This window comes from Sulfitobacter sp. AS59, from assembly GCF_038899995.1.
In the GTDB taxonomy this organism is placed as follows: domain Bacteria; phylum Pseudomonadota; class Alphaproteobacteria; order Rhodobacterales; family Rhodobacteraceae; genus Sulfitobacter.
Genome location: NZ_JBBMQK010000004.1, coordinates 452597 through 469466, shown reverse-complemented (window position 1 = coordinate 469466; position 16870 = coordinate 452597). Strand labels below are relative to the sequence as shown.

At 54.7% G+C, this 16870-nt stretch carries 15 protein-coding genes; 9 read left to right on the top strand and 6 right to left on the bottom strand.

Going from position 1 to position 16870, the window contains the following annotated elements:
- Window positions 1–3: 3 nt before the first annotated feature.
- Together WNY39_RS12380 and WNY39_RS12375 are read right to left on the bottom strand one after the other, a co-directional pair.
- Window positions 4–732: a hypothetical protein gene (locus WNY39_RS12380; RefSeq protein ID WP_342845815.1), complete on the bottom strand. Its 729-nt coding sequence runs from the start codon at window positions 730–732 to the stop codon at window positions 4–6.
- Window positions 729–4850 (bottom strand): restriction endonuclease, encoded by a 4122-nt coding sequence (locus WNY39_RS12375; RefSeq protein WP_342845814.1) that lies wholly within the window; start codon window positions 4848–4850, stop codon window positions 729–731. The genes WNY39_RS12380 and WNY39_RS12375 overlap by 4 nt, the downstream gene beginning before the upstream one ends.
- Window positions 4851–5247: 397 nt before the next feature.
- On the opposite strand from WNY39_RS12375, the gene WNY39_RS12370 reads away from it, so the two are divergent.
- Complete coding sequence (locus tag WNY39_RS12370; protein WP_342845813.1) at window positions 5248–5619, top strand: hypothetical protein; 372 nt, start codon at window positions 5248–5250, stop codon at window positions 5617–5619.
- A gap of 96 nt (window positions 5620–5715) precedes the next feature.
- Window positions 5716–6174: a hypothetical protein gene (locus WNY39_RS12365; RefSeq protein WP_342845812.1), complete on the top strand. Its 459-nt coding sequence runs from the start codon at window positions 5716–5718 to the stop codon at window positions 6172–6174.
- Window positions 6175–7192: 1018 nt separating this feature from the next.
- Here the strand turns inward: WNY39_RS12365 and WNY39_RS12360 are convergent.
- The 4 genes from WNY39_RS12360 to WNY39_RS12345 form a co-directional block, all read right to left on the bottom strand.
- Window positions 7193–7597, bottom strand: a complete 405-nt coding sequence (locus WNY39_RS12360; RefSeq protein WP_342845811.1) for a helix-turn-helix transcriptional regulator — start codon at window positions 7595–7597, stop codon at window positions 7193–7195.
- 257 nt (window positions 7598–7854) lie between these two features.
- Window positions 7855–8154, bottom strand: a complete 300-nt coding sequence (locus tag WNY39_RS12355; RefSeq protein ID WP_342845810.1) for a hypothetical protein — start codon at window positions 8152–8154, stop codon at window positions 7855–7857.
- Window positions 8155–8934: 780 nt separating this feature from the next.
- Window positions 8935–10032 (bottom strand): redox-regulated ATPase YchF, encoded by a 1098-nt coding sequence (gene ychF, locus WNY39_RS12350; protein ID WP_342845809.1) that lies wholly within the window; start codon window positions 10030–10032, stop codon window positions 8935–8937.
- A 68-nt stretch (window positions 10033–10100) separates the two neighbouring features.
- Complete coding sequence (locus WNY39_RS12345; protein WP_341233367.1) at window positions 10101–10283, bottom strand: hypothetical protein; 183 nt, start codon at window positions 10281–10283, stop codon at window positions 10101–10103.
- Window positions 10284–10460: 177 nt separating this feature from the next.
- Here WNY39_RS12345 and trpA point away from each other — a divergent pair, with 177 nt between their 5' ends.
- The 7 genes from trpA to WNY39_RS12310 all read left to right on the top strand — a co-directional run bounded on the left by trpA (window position 10461) and on the right by WNY39_RS12310 (window position 16843).
- Window positions 10461–11252, top strand: a complete 792-nt coding sequence (trpA, locus tag WNY39_RS12340; protein WP_342845808.1) for a tryptophan synthase subunit alpha — start codon at window positions 10461–10463, stop codon at window positions 11250–11252.
- Between the two features lie 69 nt (window positions 11253–11321).
- Window positions 11322–12488, top strand: a complete 1167-nt coding sequence (locus WNY39_RS12335; protein ID WP_342845807.1) for an alpha-hydroxy acid oxidase — start codon at window positions 11322–11324, stop codon at window positions 12486–12488.
- Between the two features lie 225 nt (window positions 12489–12713).
- The gene (locus WNY39_RS12330; protein WP_341233364.1) at window positions 12714–13361 is read left to right on the top strand and encodes a 50S ribosomal protein L25/general stress protein Ctc; all 648 of its coding nucleotides are present in this window, start codon (window positions 12714–12716) and stop codon (window positions 13359–13361) included.
- 118 nt (window positions 13362–13479) lie between these two features.
- A complete protein-coding gene (gene pth / locus WNY39_RS12325) occupies window positions 13480–14193 on the top strand; it encodes an aminoacyl-tRNA hydrolase (protein ID WP_342845806.1) in 714 nt (237 codons plus the stop codon).
- Window positions 14190–15224: a DUF2332 family protein gene (locus WNY39_RS12320; RefSeq protein ID WP_342845805.1), complete on the top strand. Its 1035-nt coding sequence runs from the start codon at window positions 14190–14192 to the stop codon at window positions 15222–15224. Before pth ends, WNY39_RS12320 begins: the two co-directional genes overlap by 4 nt.
- Window positions 15225–15293: 69 nt before the next feature.
- Complete coding sequence (locus WNY39_RS12315; protein WP_342845804.1) at window positions 15294–16466, top strand: serine hydrolase; 1173 nt, start codon at window positions 15294–15296, stop codon at window positions 16464–16466.
- On the top strand, window positions 16466–16843 hold the full coding sequence (locus tag WNY39_RS12310; protein WP_342845803.1) for a DUF2237 domain-containing protein: 378 nt from the start codon (window positions 16466–16468) through the stop codon (window positions 16841–16843). Before WNY39_RS12315 ends, WNY39_RS12310 begins: the two co-directional genes overlap by 1 nt.
- Window positions 16844–16870 lie beyond the last annotated feature (27 nt).

Sequence of the window (16870 nt, the reverse complement as noted above, 5' to 3'; positions counted from 1 at the left end):
CGACTAGTTCACCTTGCTTTGTGCCAACACATCCCACGCCGTGATCATACGTTGAACGGGTTTGTCCGGGGCGGCATTGGGAGTGACAAACACCGCACCCACCCGTGTAAATGGCCCTGTGACGGTCAGGAATGCATCAGCCACCCGATCTTCCGACGCGGATGGGCTGATAAACTGGAACGCCTCAATGTGATCGGCACCAATGCGACACTGGTCACGCAAACCGTTCAGCGTGTCATCTGGTTCGATCATCATGATCATCTCGGATGATATCAGGTGGGCCAAGATTGCGGCTTCGTTGAACACTCCTTCCACCACGCCTGCGCCACCCATGATCGGAATGTGAGAAAAGCAGTTTTCCCTCATCGTGGCGATGATCGGGAGGATTGGGTCGTCCCAGCGCGCGACAGCCACGTCTCGAATATTGACCCCGATCTTACCCGCCGTCGTCGCTTGGGCCAATTGCGCTTGGATACTACGGCAGAAATCAACGAACGTTTGCGTCAGCGCAAAGGTTGGCAGGCCGCTCTTTTGTTGTTGGTGGACGTGCAGGTTTCGAACGTCTTTGATGTATTCAAGCTCAGTGCGACGCCGTTGAACCCGAGCGTTCTTTCGGCATGCCGCAGATAGCATAAACTCCTGATTGCCTTCCTCACCAGCTAAGCGGTTAACGACAGCCTTGATCTCCTCGAAGACCTGCAAGAACTCGGTATTCAGGTCTGCCGCGCTCAAACCTCAGGCTCCGCGTCGGGGTGTCCTGCGGCGAGGGTGTTGCAGTAGGCCAGTGCGAGGTCACGGGACAGGTAGCACCCGTGTTTGGCCATCTCCTGCTTTTCCACGATTGGGAAGGTAGAGTAGATGTAGCTAATATCGTCGCGGCTTTGTTCACGATTGTCGGCGTAAAATAGGCCGTAAAGGTGGAAGAATACCGCGTCGAGCTTGGCACGAAGACGTAGGCGGCGGTCCTCATCCCATGGGAATGGCGGCAGCACTTCGCCCTTGGCGTCCACATGCCCCATGTCACGTGCAAACGAGGCCATGTCATGGGCGGTATAGGTGAGTTCGAGAACCAGCGGCTTGATGACCTCGGCTGCGGTCATTGGGCCAAAGGTGTGGGTGGTGAAGGTTTCGGGCGGAACGATGGGGAGTTGTTCAACCAAATACCAATTTAGATGGGTGCTTTGGGCCTTCTGACGGACAACATAATCGGACACGATTGAATTGAGATTTGCCAAGAAAAGCATGGCTTGACCCGAAGCGCCGTCTTCAAGTGCCATGTTGATGATTGGTGCCGTGTTGCCCAATGCCACAGGTGGAACAAATCCAGCGATCATTGTTCTTACGTCTGTCGCCCTTGCGATATCTCGAAACGCAATGTTCCAGTTGTTGGCTACCGCTGCCCCTAACTTGCTCTCCGCAACCCAGAATTGTGGTGTTGGTGCAAATTTCGGATCAGCTTTCTGTTCGTCAGACACGTCGCTACTCAATGCGGCGTTATGCACATTCTCTTCGTTTACTTCGACCGACGCAGCGCGGTGGTCAAACTGATGAAGCATACGGCCCACATAAAGTGGCACCCACTTGCCGTCGCCGCTTTCCCAGATGTTACCACCAAGGTGCCAGGCCCCCTCCTGTCCCTCCAACTCCGCTTGGGTGCGGAACAGGCCCGAGTCATTGGTCATGTGGAACATGGTAACGTATTTTACAGGCCATACTTTCACGAGCGTATCACCAGAGCGATCAACAAGGACTGGCAGGCGGGCATAGATGGCTTTGGTCAGGTTTGCATCGCGGCGAGTGCGCAGGATAGGCGCTGTGCCGGTGTTGGGGTTCACACGGGCAAAGTCTTCAGCTGATAGCGGGAAACGGCGGTCTGGGTTTTCCAACTCGGCCAGATTGTGGATGTAGAACGCGCAGTTGGTTTCAGCGAATGTGCGATGCGCCGCCCCGATGAGTGCGCAGAACTTGAAGGACGCATGCACATCGGGAAAGAAGACCTTCTTGTTCTCAAAATCATACAGCGCCTTGAGCCGCCCTGTCGTCGCCACGCCTTTGAAGAATGTCGATGCGGTCTTGTCCGATGCGATCCCTGATGGCGTCAGCAGGCCCATCATGCCCGTGGGCGACAGTAGGTTCATCGCCCGTTCTACGAACAAGGAATACAGATTGATGTCCCCACCTGACAGCAGCGGATAAAACCCGCCCTTGCGGGCCATGTTCGCCGTCGCCTCCGCACGGCCCTTGGCCGTAAGGTAGTCATCAAACAGCGGATCACCTGCCTTCTCCAGCGCCTTGATCATCTTGCCTCTATCCGAGGCACGTTGGGCCAGCGCAATCTTGGGGTCACGTAGTCCGAACCATTCGACCTCTTGCAGCTTGATCCGATCCCAAGGTGGATTGCCGATCACGGCATCAAAGCCACCAGTGCGTTCCCCATCCCATTGCCGCCAAACACCAGGGAATGCGACCTCCCAGTTCATGAACCGTTCTTCGGCCACCAATGCCAAGGCATCATCAAGGATGGCAGCAAAGCGCATCGCTTCCGCCCGTGCGGGCGTCTCCGCATCCCCTTTTTTGACTTTAACTTTGACCTTACCGCGCGCAATTTCAATCGGGTCACCGAACTGCCCGTCGAGCCACGCTTGGATCGCCGCCTTGTCGTCCTTGGACTTGAGGCCAAGCCAGTCGATGGCGTGGATCAACTTCATGAACCGATCCAACGGGTCCGTCATGGCCACGACACCAGCAAAGATGTCAGCCGATTGATGTGCCTCGGCTATTTCAGCGTCTGTCAGACCTTCGATGGTGGTCATCGAGGCCGCAGAAGACCGCGCCTTGGTCAGTGCATCATGGATCAGGAGCTCCTGCCCGCTGACGTTCAAACGGGTGAGAACACGGCCCACAGTCTCGCCGAACAGGCTGTCACCGCAGCGCAGGTGGTGGTCGAGGAACGACAGCGGAGCGCCAACGGTGAACGAGTGCAGCCAGAGAGCCACCTTGGCCAGTTCGACCGCCATCTGATTCTTGTCCACGCCATAGACGCATCGTTTCAGCACCATACGTCGGATAATGTGACGGTCGTCGAGTTGTTCGATATCGACGGTCCAGTTGTTGGCCTCGGCGTTACGATTTATCGTGTTACGGATGTCCGCAATACGGTTGGCAAGCGGCGAGATGTAGGGCTCTTCGGCCCAATCCACAACGCTAGTCGCTTCGGCCATGGTGTTGATGATGGTATCTGACAGGAAATCGACCAGATTGACCAGAAAGTGCCCCGACCCCATTGCCGGATCAACGATGCGCAGGCCCAGCAGCGCCTCGGCCGGGTCAAGCCCATGCAGAAGTGCGATCTTGCTATCATCATCACGGGGGTCATCTCGCAGTGCCTCTGCCTTGGTGTTGAAGGCTTCGGTGCGGTCTGTGATCAATGGCTCCAGCGTTTCGCGCAGGATCAACCCGACCAGTTCATCGGGTGTGTAGTAACTGCCACTGGATTTACGGGCGAAGAGGTTCGGGCGAACGATCAGTCCCTCTTCGTCATCATGGCTCAGTTCGAATTCTAGTAGGCGTTCGTAGATCGACCCGAGTTGCTGGACCGACAGATCGCGGTAGTTGATGTAACGGCGCTGCCCGTCGATGCGTTCAAAGCTGAGAAGGTCGATGACATCGGCCATCACATCATCGGCAATCCGTGCCGTAGCCAGCAGCGGAGTCGCATCACGGTTGAACAGACCACCGTTGTAGGCGGGCAACCCGATAGAGGTATCACCCTTGTCGATGGCCCGAGACAGGTCATCGATGATCGCCCAGTAGCGGCTTTGACTGGTTGAGAACGTATCATTGTCGTCTTTGCGTTTGCCTACATTGCCGCGCACGTTTTCACGTAAGGCGTAGTCATCAAAGCGTTTGTCACGAACAGGTAATAAGTTCCGGTCCTCGGCATACAAGAGGAACAGCAACCTGTAGAGCAGGATCAGGGCCGCATGGCGCACCTCTTGCAGGGACGCCGAGGGCTGGTTTACGGCGATTGCTTTGGCCAGCAGTGGAAAAACGGTTTGGAAGACGACATCAGACAGGTTTTTGGCGACGCGCTCTTCATAGAACTTGCCTTCATCCAGTGCGCGAAGGTGGAACGTCTTGCCTCCACCGACCGCAGGGGCGAACGATGCACGTCGAAACATCATGACAAAGACACGTAGCAGGTGGTCACGCTCGTCGTCGGCTTCGGGCCCAGCATCCTGCTCAAGCAGATCGCCGCGCACTTTAAGCAACGCGGCCAGATCAAGCTCGAAGAATTGTTCGGATACGGACCGAGCGCCCTGATAGTATAACCGCCACACAGCTCCGTTTGTCAGGAATCCCCAACGCAAATTGCCGCTGGTCAGATCATCGACGCGACGAAGATAGCGCAACATCTGGGTGGACGGCGCAGTGGCCTCATCCTTTTTGCGCAGGCCGCGATCCAATGCACGATCCCAGCGTTTGGATTCGACAACGACCACACCGTGGTTGTATCGCTTCCAATCCTCAACGTGCTTGTCAGCCAGCGATTTTGCTTCAGCATTCAAAAACAACAGGCCGTCTGGCACGTTGTCACGCCCGACAGGGGCAAGATTTTGCTGGCGTAACACCTCGTCCCATCCGAGCACAGCCAAAATTGGCCATATCAGATCGTCTTCAGTCTGGGCTTCGCTTGGCGTTCGTTCCGTTGGAAACTTGTTGTAAATCTCACGAAGCTTTTCACGTATCGCATCAACATCGACCGCGGCGTAGTCCGCATCGTTTTGAATTGCCTCGTTCAGATAGTCCCGCGTGAAAAGCGAACCAGCGAGATATAAGTTATGGTTCATTTTACACCAATTCATGTGTCCGAGAATACTGCTGACACTATGCCTCGATAAAGCGAAGGATCAAAAGGGCTAGTTGGATCATTTTTGCGGCCAGAACCAATTAGCCACATTGATTTTGGCTACCACCAATGCAACCTTGGCTGATGAAAGGCGTTCGCCATGTTCATGGCATGACACAAGCCGTCAGGCCGAAAGCCCGATTTTCTAGTATATCAATGGCTTCTACAATCCGTGCCGCCGCCACTCATTGCTGGACGGTAAAAGCTCCTTGGCATTAGAGCGATAGGCTGCATAAGTGAAATGAGAAATCGGAACGTAAGCGCGACAAGGCCACAGAGACCGTTAATGCGGCGAGATGAGGTGGCGGCAGAATGACACATTAAACAATGGATCCCCAATGCCGTTCGATCAGCACATTCAGTTTATAAATACGCTTATTGAAGCCCGTCCCGTGAACGACGAATTCACACTGCCTGACCTGTTCCAAGCTGGATGGCCTGAAGGAATAGTTGAAAGCCAGCATCAAACTCTCGGTGCATGGTTCCGTCGCAAAGTAGCCGAGGGACGAATTCTTTGCGTTGATGACATTGATATTCCGACAGGTAAAATTCACAACATCCATTATCGGCGTGTAGTGGAGGGCAGTGGACAAGTCTGGGTGCGCATGAGTTTGACACGTGATACTTGGAGTTGGGTTGATCAGCAAAGGGGCGACCAACAACGGACAATTTTCCTTCAAAACCTTATTGAAACGGCGCGCGTGCAATGAACAATCCGATCCACAAGTCATTCGAATCGCTGGACGTCCAGTCGCTTGAAAATGTTAAGATTATGACCCGACCAGACGAGGTTCCGGAGTGACAGAATGACCATCCGTGACAAACTTGTTTCGGCTCTTAATGAAGCTAAAGAGCAAGCGGCCGATGAGCGCCAGAGGATAAGCGAACTTATTAGGGGTAAAGACGAACCACTGGCGCGTCAGATATGGGATGAGGAAAGCAGCCAATTCCTGCGCTACTATGAAGAGGAGGTTGAAGTCGCTGAAAGCAGTTTACTTTTGCACGACGCTGACACTTTCCATCTCCCCATGCCCCACTACAGCGACAAGCATGCTTGGGACGAGTCGAGACTGACCTACAGTCGGTATTTGATTCGGGACGAGCGTCGCAAACTTCGCCGTGCACTGCTTGAAGAGAGACGGCGCGAGGACGACGTCAGGAGTGCGAGAGGCAACCAGAAGATTGGAATTGGAGGACTTATAGTCGCTGGCATCGCTCTCGTCCCAGCTTTCATCTCAGCTATCTTAGACTTGCTTAAGGGCTAGTTTTCAAGATGCCGCAAAATGCTAAATGACCGATCTGTCGAAGCCGTGGCACGGCATCAAATCTCAGCGATGGGCGAGACATGTTACTGCGTCTGCAAACTCTTTCGCCTCGCGGTGGTGTGCCTGAATGTCGCTGAAGGGCTTGAAGCTGCCGTTGCTATAAGAGGCGTAGATGGCAGCTTGCTGAAAGCGAGGACGTTCGCCGACATTGCGTGCGACTGAGGACGCTTTTCGCCCGTCAAATTTACGAACACACATTGATATCGGTGATCAAACCCTCCTCCGCGCAGCCAAAACATCCAGGTGCGCCCCGCACATACGCCCCTAAGACATCAGGAAATGAGCGTCTGCTTCTCGCTTCGGCACTTCACCGTCCCTGATATATCCGGCCACGCGGCAACAGAATACGCAGCAATGTTCAACGGGCCTTTGCGCTAGGGCCCTAGTGATGAAATCGCTGTGCGAATAGAGCCTGTTTTACTGACACCCGTTACTTCTCATGTTTCACTTTTAAAGAAAAAAAGAGTTTGCCGACGAATGTGTCAACTTAGCTGAGCGAACGCCATATTTTGTTGACACTTTAGTTGCATCAGTTGTCCAAAACGGCCCAATAAGTTTACATATAAGTTTACCTTTTCCCGAAAATGTTGACAGTTGGTTGACACATTTGGCAAAAATGTTGTCGCTTTTGGGTGCTATGTAAACATACGATTAGTGACATCGCCCCGTGATTATCAGAATACATTTTTAATGCAGACAGCTTGAATTCAGCAGATAGCGGCCCATCACTTTCGTCGATTTGGTTGTGTTGCGCCACACGCTTTCGAGGCCTGATGGCGCAGCTTTACCTACAAAGCTCCCGATTTCCCAAGCAACGCGAGACGCACGCCCTGAACCCTTGCAAGGTTTGGCGCAGGGTCCGTGTCTTTGCTGATCAGCCGTATGAAACCTATCCAAGCCTTTTCGTTTTCGGACAGATCTGCGATCAAAGGCATCAGTTCAGATGAGGGCAAGTTGGTCATTTGTTAAAAATACTCCGGAGGGCAGTGCGTGACCGCGTGGTGAGTGCAGGATCTTTGTGGTCCGAAGCCTCACGCAGCGCTTCCAGCCAGGTGACTTCGTTGCGTGAGACAATGGTCCCGAAGATCTCGTCGATCACCTTTGATGTTGTTTCGTAGCTCGACTGTTCGACCGCCATTTTAAAAAGCAGCCGCGGGTCGACTTCGAGCGCCTTAGCGAGCGCGGACACACGGTCCAACGGGATCTTACTTTTCCCGCTCTTCAGCATGCTCATCATGTTAACGTTGATGAATCCGGCTTCGGTAGCGATCTCTTGCTGGCTTTTGCGCGGGCGCAACTCGAGTATTCTCTTGGTCAGATATGTTGCCAGTCGCGTATCTGCGTATGGGGGTTTGGGGGCCATCGTCTTTTCCATTTATGATGTATCGCAGCAATTCGACTGCTTGATTTCATTATAGAACGGCTGATGTTGGGAGTGCGTTGGGAAGAACTGACCGCCAGATTTGTTTGTAAGATTAATCAACCCACTTGCTTCATAAGAACTGCGCGACAAGTAGCCAAATGAAACCTATAGGATTAGCTTAATCACGGCTTTTGATGATCAAAAGAATAAGGCCCGAAATCTTTCGATTCCGAGCCTGTATTGAGATGTTACAGTGATTAGCGGCTGTCGTTGCCTGGGCCGTAGCCGCCATAGATGTAGCCCTCGCCAGCGGACTGCAGATTTGAACGCGTGCTAATGCTCATGTCGTTCTGCTTGCTGTCATTGGCTGTGTTCAGGCGCAAATCATTTGAACGCGTGGAACCCTCGGGTTGCGCTTTTGACTGCGAACCGGCCGCATAGTTGGTTTCAGCGGTGATCGAAGTGTCCAGACGCATGTCTTTTTCACGTGAAGAAAGATCCGCGAAAGCCGTTGTTGAGATCAGTGCGGCGGTGGCGGTTGCGATGAAAAGTTTCATATTTTAGGTCCTTTATATTTCCTGTCGATCAAACGCGAGTTGCGTTCTCTCGACTTCCACTAAAACAACGACACAGCTCGCTAGAAAGTTTCTGCGCGATCTTCAGGAGGTCCGACTGGGAGAGAGTATTGCCGTGTCACGGCCTGAAAATTTCAAAAATATGCCGATAATGTGTGCCCCGATAACAGGGGGTTAGCCGTTAGACGACCCAATCCGGTGGCCACTTCAAACGCGCCGATCACAGTGACGTAACCCGATGTTACAATAGCATTTTCCTGCGCTCTTCATAGCGCAACGCATTGATCCGAGGTCATGTAGCAGAACGTCTCGGACACGAGGTTTCCAGAAGTAAGACCCAACGCTAACTGGACCTGTTCTTTGAATTAAAGGACGGGGCGACGTGAAAAGCGTGTTTCTGAGCGGCTCGAAGGCGGTGCAAACGTTTCACACAGGGAGGATTGTGTTATAGGAGAGGCAACGTGGTAATAAATTTTTGCTATACATTTTGCATTACAATTTGCGTCACAGCGAAACAAAATAATTATTTAATATCAAAGCGTTAATAGTTTAAAAACAGACCGGTGGCGGACTTCGTCTCCGCCACCATACCTTTCACTCAGTGCGCCTATTGTTGATCATTTCATGATGATCAGCACCTGAGATTTACGGCGACGACAATCGGATTTTGGCCATGTCTTTTTGATCTCTTGCCCATGGCAAAAGACCTCTGAAATCAAAAACAAGACAGAGCAGCAAGCGCCTATCAGCGCTCACATTTTCTTAGGTGTTGAACAAGAAGTGCAGCACGTCGCCGTCTTTGACGGTATAGGCTTTACCTTCTGAACGCATCTTACCGGCTTCTTTCGCGGGGCCTTCGCCGCCAAGCGTAACAAAATCATCATAGGCGATGGTTTCGGCGCGGATGAAACCTTTTTCGAAATCACCATGGATCACGCCGGCGGCTTTGGGGGCGGATGTGCCTTGCTTGATCGTCCAGGCGCGTGCCTCTTTCGGGCCTACGGTGAAATAAGTCTCAAGGTGCAGCAACTCATAGCCGGCGCGGATCAACCGGTCGAGACCGGCCTCGTCCAGACCCATTTCGGTCAGGAACATCTCGGCCTCATCAGCTTCAAGCTGGCTGATCTCTTCTTCGATCTGGGCAGAGATGATCACGGCTGAATTGCCTTGCGCAGCGGCCATTTCAGCGACTTTCGCAGACAGCGCGTTGCCTTCGGCAGCCTCAGATTCGCCGACGTTGCAGACATAGAGAACGGGCTTGGTCGTCAACAGCTGCAGCATACGCCATGCTTTGGCGTCGTCTTCGTCAATCGTAACGGTGCGGGCGGGTTTACCGTCTTCGATGGCAGCTTGGGCAAGAGCCAACAGCCGGTCTTGCTGCGCAGCATCTTTGTCGTTGCCCTTGATCTTGCGGACCAAACCGGCGCGGCGTTTTTCAATGCTTTCCAGATCGGCAAGCATCAGTTCGGTATCAATTGTCTCGGCATCCGCAACGGGATCAACGCGACCTTCGACGTGGGTGACATCGCCGTCTTCAAAACAGCGCAGCACATGGGCAATCGCATCGGTTTCGCGGATGTTGGCAAGAAATTGATTGCCCAGACCTTCGCCCTTGGATGCCCCTTTGACGAGGCCCGCAATATCAACAAAGGTCATGCGGGTCGGGATGATCTGTTTGGACCCTGCGATTTCAGCCAGCTTATCAAGACGCGCGTCCGGAACGGCCACTTCGCCCACATTGGGTTCGATTGTGCAAAACGGAAAGTTCGCCGCCTGCGCCGCTGCTGTCCGTGTCAGCGCATTGAACAGGGTCGATTTGCCGACGTTCGGCAGACCCACGATACCCATTTTGAAACCCATGACATCTATCCTTTATAACTTGGCGCTGTCCTAGGGTTTTGCAGGCGTTTACGCAAGTCTTAGCGATATCAGGGGTGGTTTCGGGTTTGGTAAATCAGGATCCATGCCAGAATGATAAACATCGGATGGGTCAAGCCCCCGGAAAAGATGATCGCGGGGATCCAGATCAGCAGCACGACAATGGCCGTGAAAATGCGGCCTGTCAGCAGGATTGAAAGCGGCGGGAGCAGCAAGGCGAGTACATAATTCATAGCCCATAAATAGGGCCTGCGCCCTGAATTTAAAGATGCCACCAGATGTCGTGCCCAAAAATTCGAATTTCCGGATCGGAAGTTTAGAAAATTCCACCACCCTACGGTGCTGTGTTGCATTGATTTCTGTCGTTATATTCGGCATTGCAACAGGACCATCTAACAAGGGCTGCACCAATGACACGCATCGACGCCAAATTCGCTGATCTGAAATCGCAGGGCAAAAAGGCATTTGTGTCTTATGTCATGGCTGGCGATCCTGATTTTGACACGTCGCTGGAAATCGTGCGCGGGCTGCCTGCTGCCGGTGTTGATATCATTGAGCTGGGCCTGCCCTTCACCGACCCCATGGCCGACGGCCCTGCCATTCAATTGGCCGGTCAGCGCGCGCTTGAGGGCGGGATGACGCTGGATAAAACCCTCGCCCTTGCCGCCGCCTTTCGCGAGCAGGATGACACCACCCCGATTGTTTTGATGGGCTACTACAACCCGATCTATTCCAAAGGCGTCGATAAATTTCTGGTTGCTGCCAAGGCCGCAGGCGTCGACGGGTTGATCGTCGTCGACCTGCCACCAGAGGAAGATGCCGAACTGTGCATTCCCGCCCAAGCCGCCGGTCTGAACTTTATCCGCCTTGCCACCCCAACGACCGATGACAAACGGCTGCCGCGGGTTGTGCAAAACACATCGGGCTTTGTGTACTATGTCTCGATCACCGGAATCACCGGTTCTGCCGAGGCTGAAGCCAGCGATGTCGCGCCCGAAGTTGTGCGTATTCAAAAGGCCAGCGGATTGCCCGTGATCGTGGGCTTTGGTGTGAACACGCCAGAAAAATCCGAAGCCATTGCAGCGGTTGCTGACGGTTGTGTTGTCGGGTCCGCCATCGTGTCCAAGATTGCAGGCGGCGCGCCGGTTAAGGACGTGCTGGCATTCGTGAAAACCCTGTCGGACGGTGCGCACCGCGCCTAAGCGCAAAGCGATTGATTTCGCGCGCGTCTATTGGTTAGGTAACCTGACCAATATATAGGATGCCCGCCGATGCCCGTGATCACGACAATAGACGACCTTAAGCGCCTGCATGAACGCCGCGTGCCGCGCATGTTCTATGATTACGCCGAATCGGGCAGCTGGACGGAACAGACCTTCCGCGAGAATACATCCGACTTTGACCAGATCCGTCTGCGCCAGCGCGTTGCTGTGGATATGAGCGGCCGGACGACCAAAACCCAGATGATCGGCCAAGATGTGGCCATGCCCGTGGCCCTTGCGCCTGTCGGGCTGACCGGCATGCAGCACGCCGATGGGGAAATCAAAGCCGCCCGCGCCGCCGAAGCCTTTGGCGTGCCCTTTACCCTATCCACCATGTCGATCAACTCCATCGAAGACGTGGCCGAGGCGACAACCAAGCCGTTCTGGTTCCAGCTTTATACCATGCGCGACGAGGATTATGTGGCGCGGCTGATCCAGCGTGCCAAGGATGCGAAATGTTCTGCGTTGGTGATCACGCTTGATCTTCAAATTCTGGGCCAGCGCCATAAGGATTTGAAAAACGGCCTGTCTGCCCCGCCCAAACTGACCGCGAAAACCATTGCGAACCTCGCGACCAAATGGTCGTGGGGGATCGAGATGCTGGGCGCGAAACGCCGGACCTTTGGCAATATTGTGGGTCACGTAAAAGACGTGGACGACACGGCCAACCTTGGCGCGTGGACCGCTGAACAGTTTGATCCCACGCTTGATTGGGGTAAAATCGCCAAGCTGAAAGAACAATGGGGCGGCAAGGTGATCCTTAAGGGTATCTTGGATGCCGAGGACGCTAAAATGGCGTTGAAGGTCGGGGCCGACGCGATCATCGTCAGCAACCACGGCGGGCGTCAGTTGGACGGGGCCATCAGCTCGATCCGGGCCCTGCCCTCGATTTTGGATGCTGTCGGCGATCAGGTCGAAGTGCATCTGGACAGTGGAATCAGGTCCGGCCAGGACGTGTTGAAAGCAATGGCGATGGGGGCCAAAGGCACCTATATCGGCCGCGCCTTCATCTATGGTCTGGGGGCAATGGGCCAACAGGGTGTCACCACCGCGCTAGAGGTAATCCATAAAGAACTGGATTTGACCATGGCGCTTTGCGGTGAAATCTCGGTCGAAGCTTTGGGTAAACATAACCTTTTGGTTCCAAAGGGTTTTGAGGGAGAGTGGCAGGATTAATCCGGCCAGAGGCGCGCGATCAGGTACACTCAAGCGTGTCGTAATCCGGCATGCGGGTGCGAAATAACAGACAAGGGCTGCCGTATCATAAGATCGGCTGCCCGAGCTGCCTGCCGATCTGGGGCTTTTTAGGCTTTTCACAGCGGCCAATCCCGTCTATACGCGCGGCTTCACGCGGACATACAGCCTTGGAGGATGTCCGCCCTAAACATATTGGAGAATAACATGGCTGGAGAGATTCCTGATCTTGAAGCTTTCGAACGGACGGGGACAGGCAAGGGCGCCGCTCGTCAGGCACGTCGCGACGGTATGGTGCCGGGCATCGTGTTTGGCGGTGACGTTGATCCACTGCCAATCAACCTGGACTTTAACAAACTGCTGACCAAGCTGCGCGCCGGCCGTTTTAAGGCCACGCTTTTCAACATGAAAGTCGAAGGCCACGACGACGTTCGTGTGATCTGCCGCGACGTTCAGCGTCACGTTGTGAAAGACCTGCCAACGCACGTCGATTTCATGCGCCTTAAGCGCACCACCAAAATCAACCTGTACATCCAGGTTGAGGTTTCGGGCGAAGAAGAATGCCCAGGCCTGCGCAAAGGTGGCGTTTTGACCATGGTACGTCCCGAAGTTGAACTGGTTGTGACCGCAGGCGACATTCCTGATCACATCACAGTCGACATTTCCGGTCTGGAAATCGGCGATAGCGCGACAATCGCAAACGTCGTTCTGCCTAAAGGGTCCAAGCCGGTCATCGACCGTGACTTTGTGATCGCTCAGGTATCCGCGCCTTCCGGTCTTGCCAGCCAAGATGATGAAGAAGACGAAGATGTTGCAGCAGACGAAGTGCCAGCAACAGAAGTCAAAGAAGACTGATAGAACCGAACGACCTTATACAGGTTTGTTCAAGACGAAACGGGGTCGCCATTGGCGGCCCCGTATTCCGTTTGGCACATCCGTTTGATATGCTGGCGCAAATAGTGGGGTATGGCATATGAAACTGATCGTGGGGCTTGGCAATCCGGGTGCGAAATACGCCCGTAACCGCCACAACATCGGCTTTATGGCCGTGGACCGCATCGCCGAGGATCACGGATTTTCCCCATGGAAGGCCAAACATCAGGGCTTGGTCAGCGAAGGCCGGTTTGGGTCCGAGCGTGCCATTTTGCTAAAGCCCGAAACATTTATGAACCTGTCCGGTCAATCGGTCCAAGCCGCGATGCGGTTTCACAAGATCGACCCCGCCGATGTCATTGTACTGCATGATGAAATCGACCTCGCCCCGGCCAAGGTGAAATGCAAAACCGGTGGGGGGCACGCGGGCCATAACGGCTTGCGGTCAATCCACGCGCATATCGGTCCGGATTATGACCGTGTGCGCCTTGGCGTTGGTCATCCGGGTCACAAGGATGCCGTGCCCGGCTATGTTCTGCGCGACTTTGCCAAGGCTGATGAAGATTGGTTGGATGATGTTCTACGTGGTATCAGCGATGGTGCGCCCGAACTTGCCCGTGGAAATACGTCGAAATTCATGAACGCAGTGGCGATGCGGGTATCACCCCCAAGGTCCGGCACAGGGACCAAGAAGCCTGCAAAACCTACCGACGTGGCCAAAGCTCCGGCCCAGCCCAAAGCCGATGCGACCCCACCCACACCGGAGCCGGACGCCCGTTCGTCCCTCCAAAAATTAATGGACCGCTTTAAATGACACTGAAACAAGCTTTCGAAGATCAGGCGGGCCATTGTGTCGCGTTGGGCTCCCCCTTTATGGAGCAATTGATGAATGTGCTGGCGCGCGACTGGCCCCACGACAGTGCCCTTGGCCGAAAGTTTGCCAGCGTAACAGGTGATGTCGGGCCCATGGGGGCATCCCTGCCCTTGCGTATTGCGGGCGGATTACATGCGCTGGTGCTCAACCGGAAATCACCTGATCTGGCAAAGGCATATCCGCCCAACAACGTGTCTGATGCAGAGCTGTCCGAGGCCGTGCTTAACGCCCTAAGCGCGCATGAAGCATTTCTGCTGGAGTGGACCGACCATGCCCCCCAAACCAACGAGGTACGCCGGTCAGCAGCCCTGATCGCAGGCGCGCGGGTGGCAGCAAAGCATTTCAATCTGCCGATCCACCTGTCGGAATTGGGGGCCAGTGGCGGTCTAAACCTGATGTGGGATCACTTTGCGCTTGAGATTCAAGGCCATCGTTACGGGCCAAACATGTCATCGATCCTGTTGTCGCCGGAATGGACGGGCCAACTGCCACCATCCGTACAGCCGCAGATCGAAAAACGGCGCGGCGTGGATTTGAACCCGCTCGACCCCACGCGCCCGGATCATCTGATGCGGCTGATGGCGTATCTTTGGGCGGACCAACCCAAACGGTTAAGCCTGACCCGCTCTGCCGCGTCCGTGCTGGATGTAAAGGTGCAGCAAGGGGACGCAATCGACTGGCTGGCAAAGCACCTGCCGCAGCAACCCCAAGGGTGCCTGCACCTGATCCAGCACACCGTCGCATGGCAGTATTTCCCAAAAGACGTGCAAGCCCGTGGCAAAGCATTGATCGAGGCCGCTGGCAAACGCGCCACCGCCAATCGCCCCCTCGCGTGGCTGTCGATGGAAAATGACGGCGAGAATAACAAAGGCGCCGCCCTGACTTTGCGCCTGTGGCCCGGTGATATCACGCTGAACTTGGGCCGTGCGGATTTCCATGGCCGTTGGATCGACTGGCAGCACACAGACTGACCCCAAGTTGCACTGGCAAGCACGGGGCCGCTGTGATTGGATGCCTCAAAGATAGAGGGGGGATCCATCATGCGGACATTCGGAAAATGGCTTGGGCGAATTTTACTGGCGCTGATCTTGGCAGCCGTGGTCGTTGGGTTTTGGAAGCGGGATGAAATTACGCGCCTCTTGGCCGTGAATTCGTTGTTCAGCGAAGACAAGATTGTCACTAACTTCAGCCATATGGATCGGGCCTTTCTTTCCACGCCAGTTTCGCGCGGCACCGGCCCCACAACCGAACTGACATACGGCGCTGAATTCACCTTACCCCCACAAGTCGACGATTGGATCGCCCAGCGGGATGTGACCGCGCTTGTTGTTCTGAAAGACGGCGAAATCGTTTACGAGAACTATTTCAAAGGCACCGCACCCGAGGATCTTCGGATCAGTTGGTCGGTCGCCAAAAGCTATCTGTCAGCCTTGGTCGGTATCTTGCTTGAGGAAGGTCAGATCGCATCGCTGGATGATCAGGTCACCCAATACGCGCCATTACTGATTGGCACCGCCTACGACGGGGCCACGATCCGTAACGTGTTGAACATGGCCAGCGGCGTCACCTTTGACGAAGATTATCTGGACAAGAATTCGGACATCAACCGCATGGGCCGCGTGATCGCCCTTGGTGGCGAACTGGATGCCTTCGCTGCATCGCTCAAGGACAGCTTCGCCAAACCGGGAACCAAGTGGCAATATGTATCCATCGACACGCATGTGATCAGCATGGTCATCCGCGGCGCGACAAACCGCTCCATCCCCGATCTGCTAAGCGAGAAGATCATCGCCCCCATGGGGCTTGAACGGGAACCCTATTATCTGACCGATGGATCAGGCGTTGCCTTTGTGCTGGGCGGGCTGAACCTGACCACCCGCGACTATGCGCGCATGGGGCAGATGTTTTTGCAAAACGGGATGTATAACGGTCAGCAGATTGTGCCTGCCGACTGGGTTGCCACATCAACCGCACCCACTGCCCCGACTCAAGCCGACGCAATCGGTTATGGCTATCAATGGTGGGTTCCCAAAGGGGCCGCACAGGGCGAATTCATGGCGCGGGGCGTTTATGGGCAATACATCTATATCAATCAGGCGGATGGTGTGGTGATCGCGACAAACGCCGCCGATCGGAAGTTCCGGAACCCCGGCGTTGCGGATCAAAACGTCGAAACATTTCGGTTGATCAGCGCAACATTGGGAGGTCAGTGATGGAACCGGATGAAAGCATTAACGTACTGGGTGGCGCGCTTGCGATCTGCGGCACTGATCCGGTGACAGGCTATTTCCGGGACGGAATGTGCAACACATGTGACGCGGATCAGGGCAGCCACACGGTGTGCGCGGTGATGACGGCCGAGTTTCTGGCGTTCTCGAAATACGTCGGAAATGATCTAAGCACACCGCGCCCCGGGTTCGGTTTTGTGGGCCTCAAACCCGGCGATCCATGGTGCCTGTGTGCAAGCCGCTTTCTGCAAGCTGCCGAAGAAGGCTGCGCACCGCAGGTCCATCTTGAGGCGACGCATCAACGCGCATTAGAGATCGTGGCGCTGGAAATTCTACAGCAGCACGCCGTCGCGACAGATTAGACCGCAAGAAATGCTAGGATGCAGATG

Excerpts from the sequence above, each read along its gene's own strand:
- WNY39_RS12375 (WP_342845814.1), bottom strand. The coding sequence starts at position 4,850 with ATGAACCATAACTTATATCTCGCTGGTTCGCTTTTCACGCGGGACTAT.
- WNY39_RS12370 (WP_342845813.1), top strand. The coding sequence starts at position 5,248 with ATGCCGTTCGATCAGCACATTCAGTTTATAAATACGCTTATTGAAGCC.
- WNY39_RS12365 (WP_342845812.1), top strand. The coding sequence starts at position 5,716 with ATGACCATCCGTGACAAACTTGTTTCGGCTCTTAATGAAGCTAAAGAG.
- WNY39_RS12360 (WP_342845811.1), bottom strand. The coding sequence starts at position 7,597 with ATGGCCCCCAAACCCCCATACGCAGATACGCGACTGGCAACATATCTG.
- WNY39_RS12355 (WP_342845810.1), bottom strand. The coding sequence starts at position 8,154 with ATGAAACTTTTCATCGCAACCGCCACCGCCGCACTGATCTCAACAACG.
- ychF (WP_342845809.1), bottom strand. The coding sequence starts at position 10,032 with ATGGGTTTCAAAATGGGTATCGTGGGTCTGCCGAACGTCGGCAAATCG.
- WNY39_RS12345 (WP_341233367.1), bottom strand. The coding sequence starts at position 10,283 with ATGAATTATGTACTCGCCTTGCTGCTCCCGCCGCTTTCAATCCTGCTG.
- trpA (WP_342845808.1), top strand. The coding sequence starts at position 10,461 with ATGACACGCATCGACGCCAAATTCGCTGATCTGAAATCGCAGGGCAAA.
- WNY39_RS12335 (WP_342845807.1), top strand. The coding sequence starts at position 11,322 with ATGCCCGTGATCACGACAATAGACGACCTTAAGCGCCTGCATGAACGC.
- WNY39_RS12330 (WP_341233364.1), top strand. The coding sequence starts at position 12,714 with ATGGCTGGAGAGATTCCTGATCTTGAAGCTTTCGAACGGACGGGGACA.
- pth (WP_342845806.1), top strand. The coding sequence starts at position 13,480 with ATGAAACTGATCGTGGGGCTTGGCAATCCGGGTGCGAAATACGCCCGT.
- WNY39_RS12320 (WP_342845805.1), top strand. The coding sequence starts at position 14,190 with ATGACACTGAAACAAGCTTTCGAAGATCAGGCGGGCCATTGTGTCGCG.
- WNY39_RS12315 (WP_342845804.1), top strand. The coding sequence starts at position 15,294 with ATGCGGACATTCGGAAAATGGCTTGGGCGAATTTTACTGGCGCTGATC.
- WNY39_RS12310 (WP_342845803.1), top strand. The coding sequence starts at position 16,466 with ATGGAACCGGATGAAAGCATTAACGTACTGGGTGGCGCGCTTGCGATC.